Source organism: Burkholderia singularis (assembly GCF_001718875.1).
Lineage (GTDB): Bacteria > Pseudomonadota > Gammaproteobacteria > Burkholderiales > Burkholderiaceae > Burkholderia > Burkholderia singularis.
In genome coordinates, this window is sequence record NZ_CP013448.1 from 1,576,212 (window position 1) to 1,594,771 (window position 18,560).

The 18,560-nt window shown below is 66.6% G+C and carries 15 protein-coding genes; 14 read left to right on the forward strand and 1 reads right to left on the reverse strand.

Annotation, left to right across the window (positions count from 1 at the left end):
• The first annotated feature begins 45 nt into the window (after positions 1-45).
• The 6 genes from aruF to AQ611_RS07305 all read left to right on the forward strand — a co-directional run bounded on the left by aruF (position 46) and on the right by AQ611_RS07305 (position 7,142).
• Complete coding sequence (aruF, locus tag AQ611_RS07280) at positions 46-1,131, forward strand: arginine/ornithine succinyltransferase subunit alpha (protein ID WP_069234110.1); 1,086 nt, start codon at positions 46-48, stop codon at positions 1,129-1,131.
• Positions 1,128-2,159, forward strand: coding sequence for an arginine N-succinyltransferase (gene astA / locus AQ611_RS07285; RefSeq protein ID WP_069234111.1), 1,032 nt, complete (start codon positions 1,128-1,130; stop codon positions 2,157-2,159). The genes aruF and astA overlap by 4 nt, the downstream gene beginning before the upstream one ends.
• A gap of 3 nt (positions 2,160-2,162) precedes the next feature.
• The gene (gene astD, locus AQ611_RS07290; RefSeq protein ID WP_069234112.1) at positions 2,163-3,626 is read left to right on the forward strand and encodes a succinylglutamate-semialdehyde dehydrogenase; all 1,464 of its coding nucleotides are present in this window, start codon (positions 2,163-2,165) and stop codon (positions 3,624-3,626) included.
• Positions 3,627-3,639: 13 nt separating this feature from the next.
• Positions 3,640-4,980: an N-succinylarginine dihydrolase gene (astB, locus tag AQ611_RS07295; RefSeq protein ID WP_069234113.1), complete on the forward strand. Its 1,341-nt coding sequence runs from the start codon at positions 3,640-3,642 to the stop codon at positions 4,978-4,980.
• On the forward strand, positions 4,964-6,025 hold the full coding sequence (astE, locus tag AQ611_RS07300; RefSeq protein ID WP_069234114.1) for a succinylglutamate desuccinylase: 1,062 nt from the start codon (positions 4,964-4,966) through the stop codon (positions 6,023-6,025). Before astB ends, astE begins: the two co-directional genes overlap by 17 nt.
• 322 nt (positions 6,026-6,347) lie before the next feature.
• Positions 6,348-7,142, forward strand: a complete 795-nt coding sequence (locus AQ611_RS07305; protein ID WP_069234115.1) for an ABC transporter substrate-binding protein — start codon at positions 6,348-6,350, stop codon at positions 7,140-7,142.
• A gap of 111 nt (positions 7,143-7,253) precedes the next feature.
• On the opposite strand, the gene AQ611_RS07310 is transcribed toward AQ611_RS07305, so the two are convergent.
• Positions 7,254-8,417 (reverse strand): alkane 1-monooxygenase, encoded by a 1,164-nt coding sequence (locus AQ611_RS07310; RefSeq protein WP_069234116.1) that lies wholly within the window; start codon positions 8,415-8,417, stop codon positions 7,254-7,256.
• 472 nt (positions 8,418-8,889) lie between these two features.
• Here AQ611_RS07310 and cysC point away from each other — a divergent pair, with 472 nt between their 5' ends.
• From cysC to AQ611_RS07355, 8 genes are all read left to right on the forward strand, one after another.
• Positions 8,890-9,489, forward strand: coding sequence for an adenylyl-sulfate kinase (cysC, locus tag AQ611_RS07315; protein ID WP_069234117.1), 600 nt, complete (start codon positions 8,890-8,892; stop codon positions 9,487-9,489).
• Between the two features lie 428 nt (positions 9,490-9,917).
• Positions 9,918-10,820 (forward strand): 4'-phosphopantetheinyl transferase superfamily protein, encoded by a 903-nt coding sequence (locus tag AQ611_RS07320; protein ID WP_069235182.1) that lies wholly within the window; start codon positions 9,918-9,920, stop codon positions 10,818-10,820.
• 481 nt (positions 10,821-11,301) lie between these two features.
• Positions 11,302-12,825: a histidine ammonia-lyase gene (gene hutH / locus AQ611_RS07330; protein ID WP_069234119.1), complete on the forward strand. Its 1,524-nt coding sequence runs from the start codon at positions 11,302-11,304 to the stop codon at positions 12,823-12,825.
• 4 nt (positions 12,826-12,829) lie between these two features.
• On the forward strand, positions 12,830-13,525 hold the full coding sequence (hutC, locus tag AQ611_RS07335) for a histidine utilization repressor (RefSeq protein ID WP_059519289.1): 696 nt from the start codon (positions 12,830-12,832) through the stop codon (positions 13,523-13,525).
• A gap of 40 nt (positions 13,526-13,565) precedes the next feature.
• A complete protein-coding gene (gene hutU / locus AQ611_RS07340) occupies positions 13,566-15,254 on the forward strand; it encodes a urocanate hydratase (protein WP_069234120.1) in 1,689 nt (562 codons plus the stop codon).
• Positions 15,255-15,902 (forward strand): HutD/Ves family protein, encoded by a 648-nt coding sequence (locus AQ611_RS07345; protein ID WP_069234121.1) that lies wholly within the window; start codon positions 15,255-15,257, stop codon positions 15,900-15,902. It abuts the gene before it with no gap.
• A 4-nt stretch (positions 15,903-15,906) separates the two neighbouring features.
• On the forward strand, positions 15,907-17,133 hold the full coding sequence (gene hutI / locus AQ611_RS07350; RefSeq protein ID WP_069234122.1) for an imidazolonepropionase: 1,227 nt from the start codon (positions 15,907-15,909) through the stop codon (positions 17,131-17,133).
• A 13-nt stretch (positions 17,134-17,146) separates the two neighbouring features.
• Complete coding sequence (locus AQ611_RS07355) at positions 17,147-18,529, forward strand: formimidoylglutamate deiminase (protein WP_069234123.1); 1,383 nt, start codon at positions 17,147-17,149, stop codon at positions 18,527-18,529.
• Positions 18,530-18,560 lie beyond the last annotated feature (31 nt).

Here is an 18,560-nt window from a genome sequence, read left to right on the forward strand (position 1 = left end):
TATCCCGGCATATCGCAGTAGATAAACCAGCAGACAGGAACGACGATGCTCTTCGTACGCCCAGGCAGACTCGCCGATCTCGACGCGCTCGCGCACATGGCGCGCACCGCGCAACCCGTGCTGCATTCGTTGCCGCACGACCGCGCGGCGCTCGAGGCGCGCGTCGCGCTTTCCGAGGATTCGTTTCGCGCGGAAGTCGATTTTCCCGGCGAGGAGTTCTATTTGTTCGTGCTCGAGGACGGCGCGACGGGCAAGCTGCTCGGCACGTCGAGCATCGTCGCCGCGGCCGGCTACTCGGAGCCGTTCTACGCGTTTCGCAACGATGCGCTGATCCATGCGTCGCGCGAGCTGCATGTGAATCGCAAGATCCATGCGCTCACGATGTCGCATGAACTGACCGGCAAGAGCCGCCTGGCGGGCTTCTACGTCGATCCGTCGCTGCGCGGCGATGCGGCCGCGCATCTGCTGTCGCGCGCGCGGATGATGTATATCGCCGCGAACCGCAGCCGCTTCACGCCGGAAGTATTCTCGCTGCTGCTCGGCGTCACCGACGGCTCGGGCGTTTCGCCGTTCTGGGAAGCGGTCGGCCGCAAGTTTTTCGGCCGCGATTTCGCGGCGATCGAGATCGAGTCGGGCGGCAGAAGCCGCACGTTCATCGCCGAAGTGATGCCGACCTATCCGCTGTACGTGCCGCTGTTGCCCGAGGCCGCGCAGCGCGTGCTGGGCGAGCCGAACGAGCATGCGCTGCTTGCCTACGACATTCATCTCGAAGAAGGCTTCGAGCCGGATCGTTATGTCGATATTTTCGATGCCGGCCCGGTGCTGACCGCGCAAGTCGACCGTACCGCGTGCGTGACGCGCAACGTCGCGCGCACGGTGCGCGAATCCGCGCGGGAGCACGGCGAGATCGCGTGCCTGCTGTCGAGCGGCCGCGGCGACGCGTTTCGCTGCGTGCTCGCGGATCTGCCCGCAACCGGCGCCGACGCGCCGCTTGCCGCCGACGCGCGCGCGGCGCTCGACGTCGCCGATGGCGATACGGTGCGCTGCGTACCGCTGCACCAGCGCGACGCCGAGGGTGGCCGCGATGCGCGCGGCAGCCTGCCGGCCCGTTCACAGGGAGATGCAGCATGATCGTCGTTCGAGTCGTACAGACGGGCGACGTCGACGCGCTCGTCGCGCTCGCGCAGGAAACCGGGCCGGGCCTCACCACGTTCAAGCCGGACCGCGATGCGCTCGCCGCGCGCATCGAGCGCACGCGCCGCACGCTCGACGGCCAAGCCAGCCGGGCCGATGCGGGCTACTTCTTCGTGATGGAGGACACGCGCACGGGCGATATCGCCGGCGTGTGCGGCATCGAGACCGAAGTGGGCCTGACGCAGCCGTTCTACAACTATCGCGTGAGCACGGTGGTGCATGCGAGCCAGGATCTCGGCGTGTGGACGCGGATGTCGCTGTTGAACATCTCGCACGATCTGACGGGTTATGCGGAAGTGTGCTCGCTGTTTTTGAGCCCGCGCTACCGGACGGGCGGCGTCGGCGGCTTGCTGTCGCGCTCGCGATTCATGTTCATCGCGCAGTTCCGCGAACGCTTCCCGGAGCGCATCTGCGCGGAGCTGCGCGGCCATTTCGACGATGACGGCACGTCGCCGTTCTGGCGCGCGGTCGGTTCGCATTTCTATCAGATCGATTTCAACGCCGCGGATTACCTGAGTTCGCACGGCCGCAAATCGTTTCTCGCCGAGCTGATGCCGCGCTTTCCGGTCTACGTCGATCTGCTGCCGCAGGACGCGCAGGACGTGATCGGGCTCACGCATCGCGATACGCTGCCCGCGCGCAAGATGCTCGAAGCGGAAGGGCTACGCTATCAGAATCACGTCGACATCTTCGATGCCGGCCCCGTGCTCGAATGCCATGTGTCGGATCTGCGCACGGTGCGCGAGAGCGCCGTCGTGCCGGTTGCGATCGGCAACGCCGCCGCGGGCGGCGATGAGCCGCGCTCGCTGGTGTCGAACACGTCGCTTACGGATTTTCGCGTTGGCGTCGCGCCGGGACTCGTCGAGGCCGGCGCGTTCACGCTGTCGGCGGACGATGCCGCCGCGCTGCGCGTCGAGGCCGGCGATCACGTGCGCGTGCTGCCGCTCAAACAGAAACAGGGATAGACCATGACTGAACTTTTCATCGACGGCGCCTGGGTGGCGGGCGCGGGCCACGTCTTTTCGTCGCGCAATCCCGGCACGAACGAGCGCGTGTGGGAAGGCGCGAGCGCGTCGGCGCACGACGTCGAGCTTGCGGTGGCGAGCGCGCGCCGCGCGTTCGCCGCGTGGTCGGCGCTCGAATTCGACGCGCGCTGCGCAATCGTCAAGCGCTTTGCCGCGTTGCTCAACGAGCGCAAGGAAGCGATCGCGGCTGCGATCGGCCGCGAGACCGGCAAGCCGCTGTGGGAAGCGCGCACCGAAGTCGCCGCGATGGCGGCGAAGGTCGACATCTCGATCACCGCGTATCACGAGCGCACCGGCGAGAAGCGCGCGCCGATGGCCGACGGCGTCGCGGTATTGCGGCATCGTCCGCACGGCGTCGTCGCGGTGTTCGGTCCGTACAATTTTCCCGGCCATTTGCCCAACGGGCATATCGTGCCCGCGTTGATCGCGGGCAACACGGTCGTGTTCAAGCCGTCCGAGCTTGCGCCGGGCGTTGCGCGCGCGACCGTCGAGGTCTGGCGCGACGCGGGGCTGCCCGCGGGCGTGCTGAATCTCGTGCAGGGCGAAAAGGAGACGGGCATCGCGCTTGCGAACCATCGTCAGATCGACGGCCTGTTCTTCACCGGCAGCTCCGACACCGGCACGCTGCTGCACAGGCAGTTCGGCGGCAGACCGGAGATCGTGCTCGCGCTCGAGATGGGTGGCAACAATCCGCTCGTCGTTGCCGAGGTCGCCGATATCGACGCGGCGGTGCATCATGCGATCCAGTCGGCGTTCCTGTCGGCAGGGCAACGCTGCACGTGCGCGCGTCGCATCCTCGTGCCGCGCGGCGCGTTCGGCGATCGTTTCATCGCGCGTTTTGCCGACGTGACGGCGAAGATCCGCGCGGACGTCTATGACGCCGATCCGCAGCCGTTCATGGGCGCCGTGATCTCCGCGCGCGCGGCCGCGCGGCTCGTCGACGCGCAGGCGCGGCTCGTCGCGCTCGGCGCGAAGCCGATCGTCGAGATGAAGCAGCCCGAGCGCGAACTCGGCTTCGTGAACGCAGCGATTCTGGACGTAACCGACGTGCGTGCGCTGCCCGACGAAGAGCATTTCGGCCCGCTCGCGCAGATCATCCGCTACGCGGATTTCGACGAGGCGATCGCGCGCGCGAACGACACCGCATTCGGCTTGTCGGCGGGGCTTCTCGCGGACGACGAACGCATGTGGGACACGTTTTGCCGCACGATCCGCGCCGGTATCGTGAACTGGAACCGGCCGACCAACGGCGCGTCGTCGGCCGCGCCGTTCGGCGGCACGGGCCGCTCGGGCAACCACCGGCCGAGCGCCTATTACGCGGCCGATTACTGCGCGTACCCGATGGCGTCGGTCGAGAGCGCGCAATTGCAAATGCCCGCGAGCCTGTCGCCGGGCCTTCATTTCTGAGCAGGATGCGACGATGAACGCAAAAGAAGCCAATTTCGACGGGCTCGTCGGCCCGACCCATAACTATGCGGGGCTGTCGTTCGGCAATGTCGCATCGCTGTCCAACGAAAAGAGCGATGCGAACCCGAAGGCGGCCGCCAAGCAGGGGCTGCGCAAGATGAAGCGGCTCGCGGACCTGGGCTTCGCCCAAGGCGTGCTGCCGCCGCAGGAACGCCCGTCGCTGCGCCTGCTGCGCGAACTCGGTTTTTCCGGCAAGGACGCCGACGTGATCGCGAAAGCCGCGAAGCAGGCGCCCGAGCTGCTCGCCGCGGCCAGTTCCGCGTCCGCGATGTGGACCGCGAATGCGGCGACGGTGAGCCCGTCGGCGGACACGGCCGACGGCCGCGTCCATTTCACGCCGGCCAATCTGTGCAGCAAGCTGCACCGGGCGATCGAGCACGAGGCGACGCGCCGCACGCTTGCCGCGATCTTCTCGGATGACGCGCGCTTCGTGGTGCACGACGCGCTACCCGGCACGCCGGCGCTCGGCGACGAAGGCGCGGCGAACCACACGCGCTTTTGCGCCGAATACGGCGCGCGCGGCATCGAGTTCTTCGTGTATGGCCGCGCCGAATACCGGCGCGGGCCCGAGCCGAAACGCTTTCCCGCGCGCCAGACGTTCGAGGCGAGCCGCGCGGTCGCGCAGCGCCACGGCCTGCGCGAGGAGGCGACCGTCTATGCGCAGCAGGACCCGGACGTGATCGACGCCGGCGTGTTCCACAACGACGTGATCGCGGTGGGCAATCGCGACACGCTGTTCTGCCACGAGCGCGCGTTCGTCGACAAGCAGGCGACCTACGACACGCTGAGCGCCGCGCTCGGCGCGTTGGGCGCGCAGCTCAAGATCATCGAGGTGCCGCAGCACGCGGTGAGCGTCGCGGACGCGGTGGGCTCGTATCTGTTCAACAGCCAGTTGCTCACGCGCGCGGACGGCGCGCAGTTGCTGATCGTTCCGCAGGAATGCAGAGAGAATCCGAACGTGTCCGCCTACCTGGACGAACTCGTCGCCGGCAATGGACCGATTCGCGACGTGCTCGTGTTCGATCTGCGCGAAAGCATGAAGAACGGCGGCGGCCCGGCTTGCTTGCGGCTGCGTGTGGTGCTTACCGATGCGGAGCGCGACGCGGTGAAGTCGAACGTCTGGATCGACGATGCGCTGTTCACGTCGCTCGACGGATGGATCGACCGGCATTATCGCGACCGGTTGTCGCCCGCGGATCTCGCCGATCCGGCGTTGCTCGACGAATCGCGCACGGCGCTCGATGAGCTGACGCAGATCCTCGGCTTGGGCTCGCTCTATGATTTTCAGCGCTGAACACGGCGGCGGCGCGGGCTGGCTCGACGATTTTCTCGCGTTGACGCTGGCGGGCGGCGCTGCGCCTTCGGCCAGCGGCGAATGTGCGCAACGCGCGGTGCGCTGGCATTGGCTCGGCGACGCGCTGTTGCTGCTCGAGCCGGCCGACGCCGCGCCGCGCATGCGCAGCGTGCTCGTATCGGCCGGCGTGCACGGCGACGAAACGGCGCCGATCGAGCTGGCGTCGCGGCTCGTGCGCGACATCGCGCGCGGCACGCTGCCGCTGACGTGCAGGCTGCTCGTCGTGCTCGGCAATCCGGCCGCGATGCGCGCGGGGCGGCGTTATCTGGACGACGATCTGAATCGCTTGTTCGGCGGCCGTCACCAGCAGGTTCAGCAGCTTGCGCCGAGCCGCGAGGCGATTCGTGCCGGGCAGCTCGAAGCGGCCGCGGCGCGTTTTTTCGCGGCGGCGCCCGTGGGCGGCGAGCGCTGGCACATCGACATGCATACCGCGATTCGCGCATCGATGTTCGAACAGTTCGCACTGCTGCCGCATACCGGCATGCCGCCGGCGCGGACGATGTTCGAATGGCTCGGCCTCGCGCGGATCGCGGCGGTGCTGCTGCATACGGCGAAAGGAAACACGTTTTCGCATTTCACCGCGCAGCAGTGCGACGCGCTCGCATGCACGCTGGAGCTGGGCAAGGTGATGCCGTTTGGCGAGAACGATCTTGCGCGGTTCGCGCATGCCGATCAGGCGGTGCGCCATCTCGTGTCCGATCGCGGCGGCGTGCCGGACGCGCATGCGCCGCTGCCACGCGTGTTCACGGTCGTTGATCAGATCACCAAGCAAAGCGACGCGCTCGAGCTGTTCGTCGACAAGGACGTGCCGAACTTCACGCCGTTCGCGCGAGGCACGCTGCTCGCGCGCGATGGCGATTACCGCTATACGGTGACGCACGACGAGGAGCGCATCGTGTTTCCGAATCCGTCGGTCAAGCCAGGTTTGCGAGCGGGGCTGCTGGTCGTCGAGACGACGGCCGACACATACGCCGCGCTCGTCTGAGCGGCAGGCGCGCGCCGCGCCGTCTGGCCTCCAGGGACGGTTCCCGCCGCGTGCGCGCTGCGCGCCGGTTGGCGCGGCGCGCGGCTTGCGCGATTGCGACGCCTACTTGCGCATTCCGCATGCCGCGACGCAATCGCCGCCGCGCCCACCCTGGCGTGCGCGCCCGGCCAGCCGGAGCGCGCGAGACGGTACAATCGCGACCTTGCGGCTGTTGCGCCGCATCATGACCGGGCCGCGCGTTTGTCCGCAAACGGCTGCGCTGCAATCATGCGGCGTTCCGGTCGCTGACTGACAATGTTCGTTCGTATCGAGGAGAACACTAATGAAATTGAACTGGCGAAAGATGGCCGCGCACGCGGTCGCGACGGCGGTGGTGCTGGCAGCAGGCAGTGCGGTCGCGGCCGATCTGAAGGAAATCCGCTTCGGCGTCGAGGCATCGTATGCGCCGTTCGAATACAAGACACCCGACGGCAAGCTGGCCGGTTTCGATATCGACATCGGCAATGCCGTATGCGCGAAGCTGAAGGTGAAGTGCGTGTGGGTCGAAAACGCGTTCGACGGCCTGATTCCGGCGCTGCAAGCGCGCAAATTCGATGCGATCAACTCCGACATGACGATCACCGACCAGCGCCGCCGCGCCATCGATTTCACCGATCCGATCTACACGATCCCGAATCAGTTGATCGCGAAGAAGGGCAGCGGGCTGTTGCCGACGACGGCCTCGCTAAAGGGCAAGCGCATTGGCGTGCTGCAAGGAACGATTCAGGAAGCGTACGCGAAGAAGCGCTGGGCCCCGGCGGGCGTCGAAGTCGTGCCGTATCAGACGCAGGATCTGGCCTACGAAGACCTGAAATCGGGGCGTCTCGACGCAACGTTCCAGGATTCGGAAGCAGGCGCGAAGGGCTTTCTGTCGAAGCAGCAGGGCGCGGGTTTCGCGTTTGCGGGCGATCACGTGAGCGATGCGGAGATTCTCGGCTCGGGCGTGGGCTTCGGGCTGCGTAAGGGCGATGAGTCGTTGAAAGCCGCGGTCAATCAGGCGCTGAAGGAACTGAAGGCCGACGGCACGATCGACGGCTTGGCGAAGAAGTACTTCAGCGTACCCGTGACGCTCAAGTAACGGATTCGGCGGCGTGCCGAATTTCGAAAGAAATCGCTGTCTTGTCGACGACCGGCCGCCTGGGCGGCCGGTTTTGCTTTGGCGTGGCTCGTGCCGCGTGTGCCGCCGCCGTCATGCGCGTGCCGCGCCCAGTTCCGCCAGCACCCGCTGCCGGATCGACGGCTTGATGTTCGATTGCCCGATGTTCGCGCCGTAGTGCCGGACGACGCGCGGGTTCATCACCTTGAACCACAGCGGCGGCACATAGGCGAGCAGGATCATCGTCGCATAACCGGCGGGCAATTGCGGCGAATCGTCGAAATGCCGCAGGGCCTGATAAGCGCGCGCCGGATTGGCATGATGATCGGCATGGCGCTGGAGTTGATACAGGAACAGGTTCGTCACGACGTGATTGCTGTTCCACGAGTGCGCGCTCGTGCAGCGCTCGTAGCGTCCGCTCGGCAACTGCTTGCGGCCGAGCCCGTAGTGCTCGGTGTAGTTGACGACTTCGAGCAGCGACGCGCCGTATGCCGCCTGGATCAGCAACAGCGGCAGCACTTGCGCGCCGCACAACGCGATCGCGGCGCCCCACAACGCAGCGGTCATCGCCCACGCATGCAGCACTTCGTTGCGCCACGACCAGCATGAACGGCCGGTGCGTGCGAGCGGCGCCTTTTCGAGCCGCCACGCGGATCTGACGCTGCCCGTGACGGTTCTCGGCAGAAACGCCCAGAACGATTCGCCATAGCGGGCGCTGGCCGGATCGTCCAGCGTGGCGACGCGCACATGATGGCCGCGATTGTGTTCGACGAAGAAATGGCCATACGCGACGGGGGCGAGCGTGATTTTCGCGAGCCAGCGCTCGAACCGGTTGTTTTTATGGCCGAGTTCGTGTGCGGTGTTGATCGAGATGCCCGTCGCGGTGCCGAGCGACATGGCCAAGCCGACGTAGTCGTACCCGTTGAGGGATTGCGTGCTGACGATCCATAACGCATACGCGAACGAAACATACGCGACGAACGTTGCGAGATAAACGACGTATCGGTAGTAGCGGTCCTGTTCGAGCGCGGCGACGGCGGATTCGGGCGGATTGTTGCTGTCCATGCCGATCAGCATGTCGAGAATCGGAATGATGCCGAACACGAACAACGGTCCGAACCACCAGAAGAGATGCCAGCCCGTCGATAGCGCAAGCTGCGCGGAGATGATCGGCAGCGTCATCGTCAACGCGCCGAGCGGCCACCAATAGCGGTTTTTATCGGTCCACGTCTCGCATGCCGGTTGTTGAGTTGCCATTGCTCCTCCCTGTCGGTGTGGGTACGCCGGTTGTTTGCCGGTCGGCTGGTTGCGTGCACCGGCGTTTGCTGCCGGTGCCGCCGGTTCATGTTCGTTGCGCTGAGTGATGCGCGTCCAATTGCCGTTTGGCCAAATCTCCTGATTAGGCGTCGCACGCCAAACAACGGCGGGCAACGCCGGAATCATTGTGCCGTTTGCGGGCGGCCTGATTCAAGCGCCGCAGGCTGGTGAAACGAACGGGCTTGTGCGCGCATCGGATCCGAAGTTATTCCGTAAATCGATTTTTCTCAGAATCAATGAAGATGGATTCCGGGGTGGTTGAGGGCCCATCGGCAAGCGTATGTGCCGGCCGTGGGCAATTAATTTTTGGTAATTGAACGGTTGAAATGTCTATGAAAGAAACGAATTTTTTTGATTTCCGGATCGCTAAAATTTAGACGCGGAATGTAGAGCGTTCAATAGAGGGCCGCGCATGGATATGCAAAGCGATTTTCCACCGGGTGTGATTTCCCCGGTCGTGTGGATGACGGGTTTGCCAGGGGCGGGAAAGACGACGATGGCCAACGCGTTGCTGCAACGGTTGCTCGATGGCGGTGTGAAGGCGATCGTGCTCGACGGGGATACGCTGCGCGCCGGTTTGTGCTCCGATCTCGGATTTTCCGATACCGACCGGATAGAGAACATTCGGCGGTTCGCACACGTTGCGAGGCTGTTTCAGTACGAAAGCTATGTCGTGATCGTCTCGACGATTTCGCCGTTGCAGGCGCATCGTGATCTGGCTCGCTCGATAGTCGGTCAAGGATTCTTCGAAACTTATGTGTCGACGCCTGTCGAAGTGTGTCGCGTGCGAGACCCGAAAGGGATGTATGCGCGTGCAGAGCGGGGGCAGCTCGTGCGGTTTACGGGCGTGTCCGATACGTATGAATCGCCGGCCGCACCGGATATCACAATCGACACGGCGAATCGCAGCGTCGAGCGTTCAGTCGTCGACATCATGACGCAACTGGCGCGATTGGTCGAATGGCCGAGCCGGTTTCGTGTCGCGGCCTCCTCCGGGCGGCTCGCTTGCTGAGTCCACAATCGATCGACGGGTAGCGCGGCTGGCGTTGCTCGAATGTGGCGCGGCACGGAGTTGATCCCTTTTCCATATCGCGCCGACTGCAGCGCGTGATCGGCTTGCCTTCGCGTTGACCTGGTCGTGCCAGGGCCGCTCGACGATACGCGTGAACCGAAAATCGAACCGCGGATCGACGGACCGAATCGGCTATTCGCGCGCCGCATGCGGATACGGCCGTGAATGAAAAATCTTATTTGCCGCGGATGGTGAACGGGGCGGATGCGCCGCCGCGAAGCGCATGGTTTTCGGCGCGCTGCGTGTCGACCGCTGCCGCGCCGGACACTTCGGTATCGTGCCGTTATGAACGCATGTCTCGCGCCTCGCATGGCCCGCTTCCGCTATTATCGAACGCTGTCCGTCAGATTCCCGATTTCAGGCTGCCAATGAGCCAACGCCTCGACGTGTTCCCGCCGCTCGCCAGCGATGCGGCTTATCGTGCCGTCGAATTGACCGCGCCCGCCGCCGCACAGACCGCGGGTGTACGGCTCGTGCGGCTCGATTTCGATTTCAGCGCGGCGGACGGCACGCGCGCGTTCGATTGGTTGAGCGGCGACGAGCGTGAGCGCGCGCGCCGCTTCGTGCGAACGGAAGACGCGCTGCGCCATGCCGCGACGCGTGCGGTGCTGCGCATGCTGATCGGCGCTGCGCTGGAGATCCCAGCCGCTTCGCTGCGCTTCATGGTCGACGCGCACGGCCGGCCACGGCTCGCGCCCGAGCACGCGAAGCTCGCGCCCACGCTGGATTTCAACGTGTCGCATTCGGGCGAACATGCGCTGATCGGATGGAGCCGCACGGCGCGCGTCGGCGTCGATATCGAGGCACAGCGCGAGGGCATCGATTGGTGGTCGCTCAGCCGCGCGGTGTTTGCCCCTGCCGACGAGGCGGCGCTTGCCGCGTTGCCCGAAGCCGAGCGCGAAGCGGCGTTCTATCGGGTGTGGGCGGCCAAGGAGGCGTTGCTGAAAGCGCTCGGCACGGGAATCGGCGCGGGGCTCACCGCGTTCTCCGTGCTTGGCGGTGAAGGGCGGCCGGCTGCTCCGGCGCAGCCGGCATGCGATCCCGGTTGCGCTGTATCGCGCGACGCCACGCACCGCACGTCAATGTCGGCTGCGCGCGGGCACGGTGGCGTAGCGTTGACTGCTGCCGGGCCGGCAGTGCCTTTTCCGGTTGCGCCGGTCGTGTGCATCGTCGATCCGGCGTCGGCCGCCTGCGGCGTAGCCGCGTTCGATGCGACCTGGCTCGACGCACCGGCCGGCTATGCGGCATGCGTGGCATGGCAGCGTGCGTAATGCATCCGGCGTCTGTTCGCGTGCGTGACGGCACTCCGGCGGCCTGCGTTACCGGCCGTTTTCTTCAAGACGCCTGCTTTTCTATACGCGGGCGCGATTTGCGCGATTTGCGCGAATCGCGCGAGCGCTAATGCGCGATACCCGTCAATCGACGAATACCGCATGTTGCGCCGCCACGCGGCCGGCGCGGCGCGCATTCCGGCGGCCGAGAATTCGCCCGCGCGGACCGATCGCCTGAAATCTTCCGTGCGGATCGCGGGGGCCGGACCGGCCCGGTTTCCCGCGCTCGGCTTCTGTCCGGCATCGGAGTGCCGTGGCGTTCCGATGTGCGCCGGGCAAGCGCGAGCACGACAGCGGTAGGAGCAACGTGCCAATCAAGCCTAGGGCAAACCCCAGGTCGTATTTTTGAAAAACGAGTTGTCTATACAAGATCGGGTCACTAAACTCGACGCATCGAAACTTGTATAGACAGGACTCGCTGATGATCACACTGACCCCAGGCCGCCTAAGCCTTGCGCAACTACGCCGGATCGCACGCGAGAACGTGCGCATCACGCTCGATCCCGCGAGCTACGCGGCCATCGACGCGGGCGCGCAGGCCGTCGCCGCGATCGCCGCGAAGGGCGAGCCGGCCTACGGCATCAACACGGGTTTCGGCCGGCTCGCGAGCACGCATATTCCGCACGATCAACTCGAGCTGCTGCAACGCAACCTGGTGCTGTCGCATGCGGTCGGCGTGGGCGAGCCGATGGCGCTGCCGGTCGTGCGTTTGTTGATCGCGCTGAAACTCTCGAGCCTCGGGCGCGGCCACTCGGGCATCCGGCGCGTCGTGATGGACGCGCTCGTCACGCTGTTCAATGCCGACGTGCTGCCGCTGATTCCGGTCAAGGGCTCGGTCGGCGCATCGGGCGATCTGGCGCCGCTCGCGCATATGTCGGCCGTGCTGCTCGGTATCGGCGAGGTGTTCATCCGCGGCGAGCGTGCCAGCGCGATGGACGGACTGCGCGTCGCGGGCCTTGCGCCGCTCGCGCTCGACGCGAAAGAAGGGCTTGCGCTGCTGAACGGCACGCAGGCGTCCACCGCGCTCGCACTCGACAATCTGTTCGTGATCGAGGATCTGTATCGCACCGCGCTCGTATCGGGCGCGCTGTCAGTCGATGCGGCGGCCGGCTCGGTGAAGCCGTTCGACGCACGCATCCACGAGCTGCGCGGCCATCGCGGTCAGATCGACGCGGCGGCCGCTTACCGGACGCTGCTCGAAGGCTCGGAGATCAACGTGTCGCATCGCGATTGCGGCAAGGTGCAGGACCCGTACAGCCTGCGCTGCCAGCCGCAGGTGATGGGCGCGTGCCTCGACCAGATGCGCCACGCGGCGAACGTGCTGCTCGTCGAGGCCAACGCGGTGTCGGACAATCCGCTGATCTTCCCCGACACCGGCGAGGTGTTGTCCGGCGGCAATTTCCACGCGGAGCCCGTTGCGTTCGCGGCCGATAACCTCGCGCTCGCCGCGGCCGAGATCGGCGCGCTCGCCGAGCGCCGGATCGCGCTGCTGATCGATGCGACGCTGTCGGGCCTGCCGCCGTTCCTGGTGAAGGACGGCGGCGTGAACTCGGGCTTCATGATCGCGCACGTGACGGCTGCGGCGCTCGCGTCGGAGAACAAGACGCTTGCGCACCCGGCCTCGGTCGATTCGCTGCCGACCTCGGCGAACCAGGAGGACCACGTGTCGATGGCGACGTTCGCCGCGCGCCGGCTCGCGGACATCGCGGACAACACCGCGCACATTCTCGCGATCGAGCTGCTCGCGGCCGCGCAGGGCGTCGATCTGCGCGCGCCGCACCAAACGAGCCCGGCGCTGCTGCACGCGATGCAGGCGGTGCGCGCCGACGTCGCGCACTACGACCTCGATCATTACTTCGCGCCGGATATCGCGGTGATCGCGCGGCGCGTGCGCGAGCGCGTGTTCGCGGCGCTCGCGCCGCTGTCGTTCGAATCGGAGCAGTGATGCGATGAGCACGCCCGCGTATCAGGAGATCAAGGACTTCATCCTCGAGCGCATTCACGCCGGTCAATGGGCGGAAGGCGATCAAGTGCCGTCCGAGAACGAGCTTGCGCGCGAATTCAAGGTTGCCCGGATGACGGTCAACCGCGCGCTGCGCGAACTGACGGCCGAGCAGGTGCTCACGCGCGTGCAAGGCGCGGGGACGTTCGTTGCGCGGCCCAAGTACGAATCGACGCTCGTGGCGATCCGCAGCATCTCCGACGAGATCGCCGCGCGCGGTCACCGGCATCATGCGCGCGTGCTCGATCTCGTCACGATGAAGGCCGACGACGCGCTCGCCGAGGAGATGCAGGTGCCGTTGCACGCGACGATCTTCCGCTCGACGATGCTGCATTACGAGAACGACGAGCCGGTGCAATTCGAGGAGCGCTGGGTCAATCCCGCGGTTGCCGCCGATTACGTCGCGCAGGATTTCTCGACGATCACGCCGAATCAATATCTGATGCGCGTCGCGCCGCTGCAGCGTGTCGAATACCGGATCGAGGCAGCGGCGCCCGAGTGCGCGATGCGCGATCTGCTCGCGATGGGCGATGCCGAACCCTGTCTCGTGCTGCACCGGCGCACCTGGTCGCAAGGCGTCGTCGCGTCGATCGCGAATCTGTGGCATCCGGGCAGCCGCTATCGCTTCACCGGTCATTTCTAAATCCTAACGATTACCCGTTTCCTCTGTCGGAGCCGTCGTCATGAACCATCCGAAACACATCGATCCGCGTCTCGATCCGACCCGCGTCATCCGCGCGCCGCGCGGCGCCGAGAAAACCTGCAAGAGCTGGCTGACCGAAGCCGCGTACCGGATGATCCAGAACAATCTCGATCCGGAAGTCGCCGAGCATCCGCATGCGCTCGTGGTGTACGGCGGCATCGGCCGCGCCGCGCGCAACTGGGATTGCTTCGACCAGATTCTCGCGTCGCTGAAGGATTTGGGCGACGACGAGACGCTGCTCGTGCAGTCGGGCAAGCCGGTCGGCGTGTTCCGCACACACGCGGACGCGCCGCGCGTGCTGATCGCCAACTCGAATCTCGTGCCGCACTGGGCGAACTGGGACCACTTCAACGAACTCGACCGCAAGGGCCTGATGATGTACGGCCAGATGACGGCGGGAAGCTGGATCTACATCGGCAGCCAGGGGATCGTGCAAGGCACGTATGAGACGTTCTTCGCGGTCGCGAACCAGCATTTCAACGGCAATGCGTCCGGCCGCTGGATTTTGACGGGCGGCCTCGGCGGGATGGGCGGCGCGCAGCCGCTCGCGGCGACGATGGCGGGCTTCTCGATGATCGCGGTCGAATGCGACGAATCGCGGATCGATTTCCGTCTGAAGACCCGCTATGTCGACAAGAAGGCGAAGACGCTCGACGAGGCGCTCGCGCTTGTCGACGACGCGAAGCGCGCGGGCAAGCCGGTGTCGGTGGGGCTCGTCGGCAACGCGGCCGATGTGTTTGCCGAGTGCGTCGCGCGCGGCATCACGCCCGATTGCGTGACGGACCAGACGAGCGCGCACGATCCGGTCAACGGCTATTTGCCGCAAGGCTGGAATGTCGAGCAATGGCGCGACGCGCAGAAGGTCGATCCGAAGAGCATCGTCACGCCGGCCAAGCAATCGATGGCGGCGCAGGTGCGCGCGATGCTGACGTTGCAGCAGCGCGGCGCGGCGACACTCGATTACGGCAACAACATTCGTCAAATGGCACTGGAGATGGGCGTCGAGAACGCGTTCGATTTTCCCGGCTTCGTGCCTGCCTATATCCGGCCGCTCTTTTGCGAGGGCAAGGGGCCTTTCCGCTGGGTCGCGCTGTCGGGCGATCCCGAGGATATCTACAAGACCGATGCGAAGGTCAAGGAGTTGATTCCCGACGATGCGCACCTGCACAACTGGCTCGACATGGCGCGCGAGCGGATTGCGTTCCAGGGCCTGCCCGCGCGGATCTGCTGGATCGGGGTGAAGGACCGTTATCGGATCGGCCTCGCGTTCAACGAGATGGTGAAATCGGGCGAGCTGAAGGCGCCTGTCGTGATCGGCCGCGATCACCTCGATACCGGCTCGGTCGCGAGCCCGAACCGCGAAACCGAAGCGATGAAGGACGGCTCGGATGCGGTCAGCGATTGGCCGCTGCTGAATGCGCTGCTGAACACCGCGGGCGGCGCGACATGGGTGTCGCTGCATCATGGCGGCGGCGTCGGGATGGGATTTTCCCAGCATGCGGGCGTCGTGATCGTCTGCGACGGCACCGACGCGGCAGCCCGCCGCATCGAACGTGTGCTGTTCAACGATCCGGCAACGGGCGTGATGCGCCACGCGGATGCCGGCTACGAGCTGGCGCAGCGCACCGCGAAGGAAGCCGGGCTCAAGCTGCCGATGCTCGGGCGCTGAATGGCCATGCCGTCGGCAACGATGAAAATGGCGTTGATCGGCGCGGATACGCTTGTCGCGTCTGCGTGGAAGAACGGCGGCGGCGTGACGCGCGAGATCGCGGCGGGCTTGGCGCGGCGCACCGCTTCGCAGGTGCGCCCGGCGGGCGGGGTGTCCGATGCGTTCGTCTGGCGCGTGAGCGTTGCCGATGTCGGCCAGCCGGGACCGTTCTCGCGCTTCGACGGCGTCGATCGCACGCTCGTGCTGCTGAGCGGCGCGGGCATGACGCTCGTGGGCGCCGGCGGCGTGAGGCAGGTGCTGCGCTCGCCGCTCGAGCGCGCCGATTTCGCGGGCGAACTCGCGATTACAGCCGAACTGCGCGACGGCCCGACGCGCGATTTCAATCTGATGACGCGCCGTGACGCCGCGCGCGGCAGCGTCGAGATCTGGCGCGGCGGTGCGTCGCATGTGTTGCGCGCGGACGTCGTACTGCTGTTCTGCGCGCTCGGTGCGCCGAGCGTTGCCGTTGGCGACGCGGCTCCTGTCGTGCTGGGCCCGTTCGATACGCTGCGCGTCGACGATCCGCCGGGCGGCGAGCTGCGCTGCGCGATAGGCGGCGACGGCGTGTTGCTCGCGGCCGGCGTGACGCTTCTGGATGACGAGGCATAAGCAGATGAAACGGACTGTTTGGCATCACTTGAATCTGTGCGCGCACGGCGATCCCGACGACACGCTGGCCGACGCCGCGATCGCGGTGGACGACGACGGCGCGATCGCGTGGCTCGGGCCGCGCGATCGCCTGCCGCGCGATTACACCGGCTGGCCGCGCGAGGACTTGCGCGGCGCATGGGTGACGCCGGGCCTCGTCGATTGCCATACGCATCTTGTCTACGGCGGCCAGCGCGCGGACGAATTCGCACAGCGCCTTGCCGGCGTGAGCTATGAGGAGATCGCGCGACAGGGCGGCGGAATCGTATCGACGGTGCGCGCGACGCGCGCGGCAACCGAGGCCGAGCTGTTCGAGCAGGCGGCCGGACGCCTGCGGCCGATGCTCGCGCAGGGCGTGACGGCCATCGAGATCAAATCGGGCTACGGGCTCGCGCTCGACGCCGAGCGCCGGACGCTGCGCGTCGCGCGGCGGCTTGGTGAGCGCTTTCCGGTGAGCGTCCATACGACGTTTCTCGGCGCGCATGCGCTGCCGCCCGAATATGCGGGCCGCGCGGATGCGTATATCGATGAGGTATGCGAACGGATGTTGCCCGCGCTTGCCGACGAAGGGCTCGTCGATGCGGTCGACGTATTCTGCGAGCGGATCGGCTTCACGCTCGCGCAGAGCGAGCGCGTGTTCGATGCAGCCGCGCGTCGCGGGCTACCCGTCAAGATGCACGCGGAGCAATTGTCGAACGGCGGTGGCGCGGCGCTTGCCGCGCGCTATCGCGCGTTGTCCGCCGATCATCTCGAATATCTGGACGAAGCCGGCGTGGCTGCGATGCGCGAGGCCGGCACCGTCGCCGTGCTGCTGCCGGGCGCGTACTACTTCATTCGCGAGACCCAATTGCCGCCGATCGATTTGCTGCGCCGCTATCGCGTGCCGATCGCGCTGGCGACCGATCACAATCCGGGCACGTCGCCGCTGACTTCGTTGCTGCTGACGATGAACATGGGTTGCACGCTTTTCAAGCTGACGGTGCCGGAGGTGCTGCTCGGCGTCACGCGCCATGCGGCCGCGGCGCTCGGCGCGAGCGATCGGCACGGCGCGCTTGCACCGGGGCGGCGGGCCGATTTTGCGGTGTGGTCGGTCGGCACGCTCGCGGAGCTTGCCTATTGGTTCGGCCGGCCGCTGTGCGCGCGGGTCGTGAAGGGCGGCTCGACCGTGTTCGAAGCGCCTGGCATTCGATAAAGACACAGCCGCCATGACGATGACCGATTCAATGCTGTTTGCCGAGCACGCATACCTGCCCGACGGCTGGCGGCGCAACGTGCTGCTGCGCTGGGACGCGGCGGGCGCGCTGCTCGACGTGCGTGCGGACGTGGACGCGCCGGCGGGCGTCGAGCGCGCGGCGGGACCCGTGTTGCCGGGGATGCCGAACTTGCATTCGCACGCGTTCCAGCGCGCGATGGCCGGCCTTGCCGAATATCGCGCGAATGCGTCCGACACGTTCTGGAGCTGGCGCGACCTGATGTACCGTTTCGCACTGAAAATCACGCCTGACATGCTTGCGGCCATCGCGCGCTGGCTGTATGTCGAGATGTTGAAGAGCGGCTATACGTCGGTGTGCGAATTTCATTACGTTCATCACGCGCCCGACGGCTCCGGCTATCCGCGGCCGGCCGAGCTGGCGTCCCGCGTGGTCGGCGCGGCGCGCGAGGCCGGCATCGGCATCACCATGCTGCCCGTCGCGTATCAGTACAGCGGCTTTAACGAACGGGCGCCGCGCGACGATCAGCGCCGCTTCATCAATACGCCCGACGCGCTGCTCGAACTCGTCGGCGCATTGCGCGCCGAGCAGCCGGAGCACGGCGGGCTGCGTTACGGGATCGCGCCGCATTCGCTGCGCGCGGTGTCCGAGCGCGGGCTGCGCGCGTTGCTCGACGGGATCGCGCCCGATGCGCCGGTCCACATCCATATCGCCGAGCAGACGGCCGAGGTCGACGATTGCGTCGGCGCATACGGCGCGCGGCCGGTGCAATGGCTGCTCGAGCGCTTCGATGTGAACGCACGCTGGTGTCTCGTTCATGCGACGCACGTCGACGCATCGGAGGCGGCAGCGCTCGCCGCGAGCGGCGCGGTTGCCGGGCTGTGCCCGACGACCGAGGCGAATCTCGGCGACGGCGTATTTCCGGGCGCCGACTATCTCGCCGCGCGAGGCGCGATCGGCATCGGCTCGGACAGCCATGTCACGGTCGACTGGCGCGCCGAGCTGCGGCTTCTCGAATACGGGCAGCGTCTCGTGCGGCGCGAGCGCAATGTGCTCGCGGATTCGGCGCATACTCACGTGGCGGACCGCTTGTATGCGGCGTCGCTCGCGGGCGGCGCGCGCGCGAGCGGGCGGCCGCTCGGCGCGCTCGCGGCCGGTTGCCGCGCCGACTGGATCGTGCTCGATCCCGAGCATCCGGCGCTGATCGAGCGCGGCAGCGATGCGTGGCTGTCGGGCGCGGTGTTCGCCGAGCATGGCCAGACGCCGGTGCGCGACGTCTATGTCGGCGGCCGCGCGCTCGTGCGCGAACGCCGGCATCGCGACGAAGCGGCCGCCTACGCCGGTTATCGCGCGGCACTCGCGCAATTGCTGCGCTGAGCAGGCGGCCGCGCACTGGAACGAATCACGG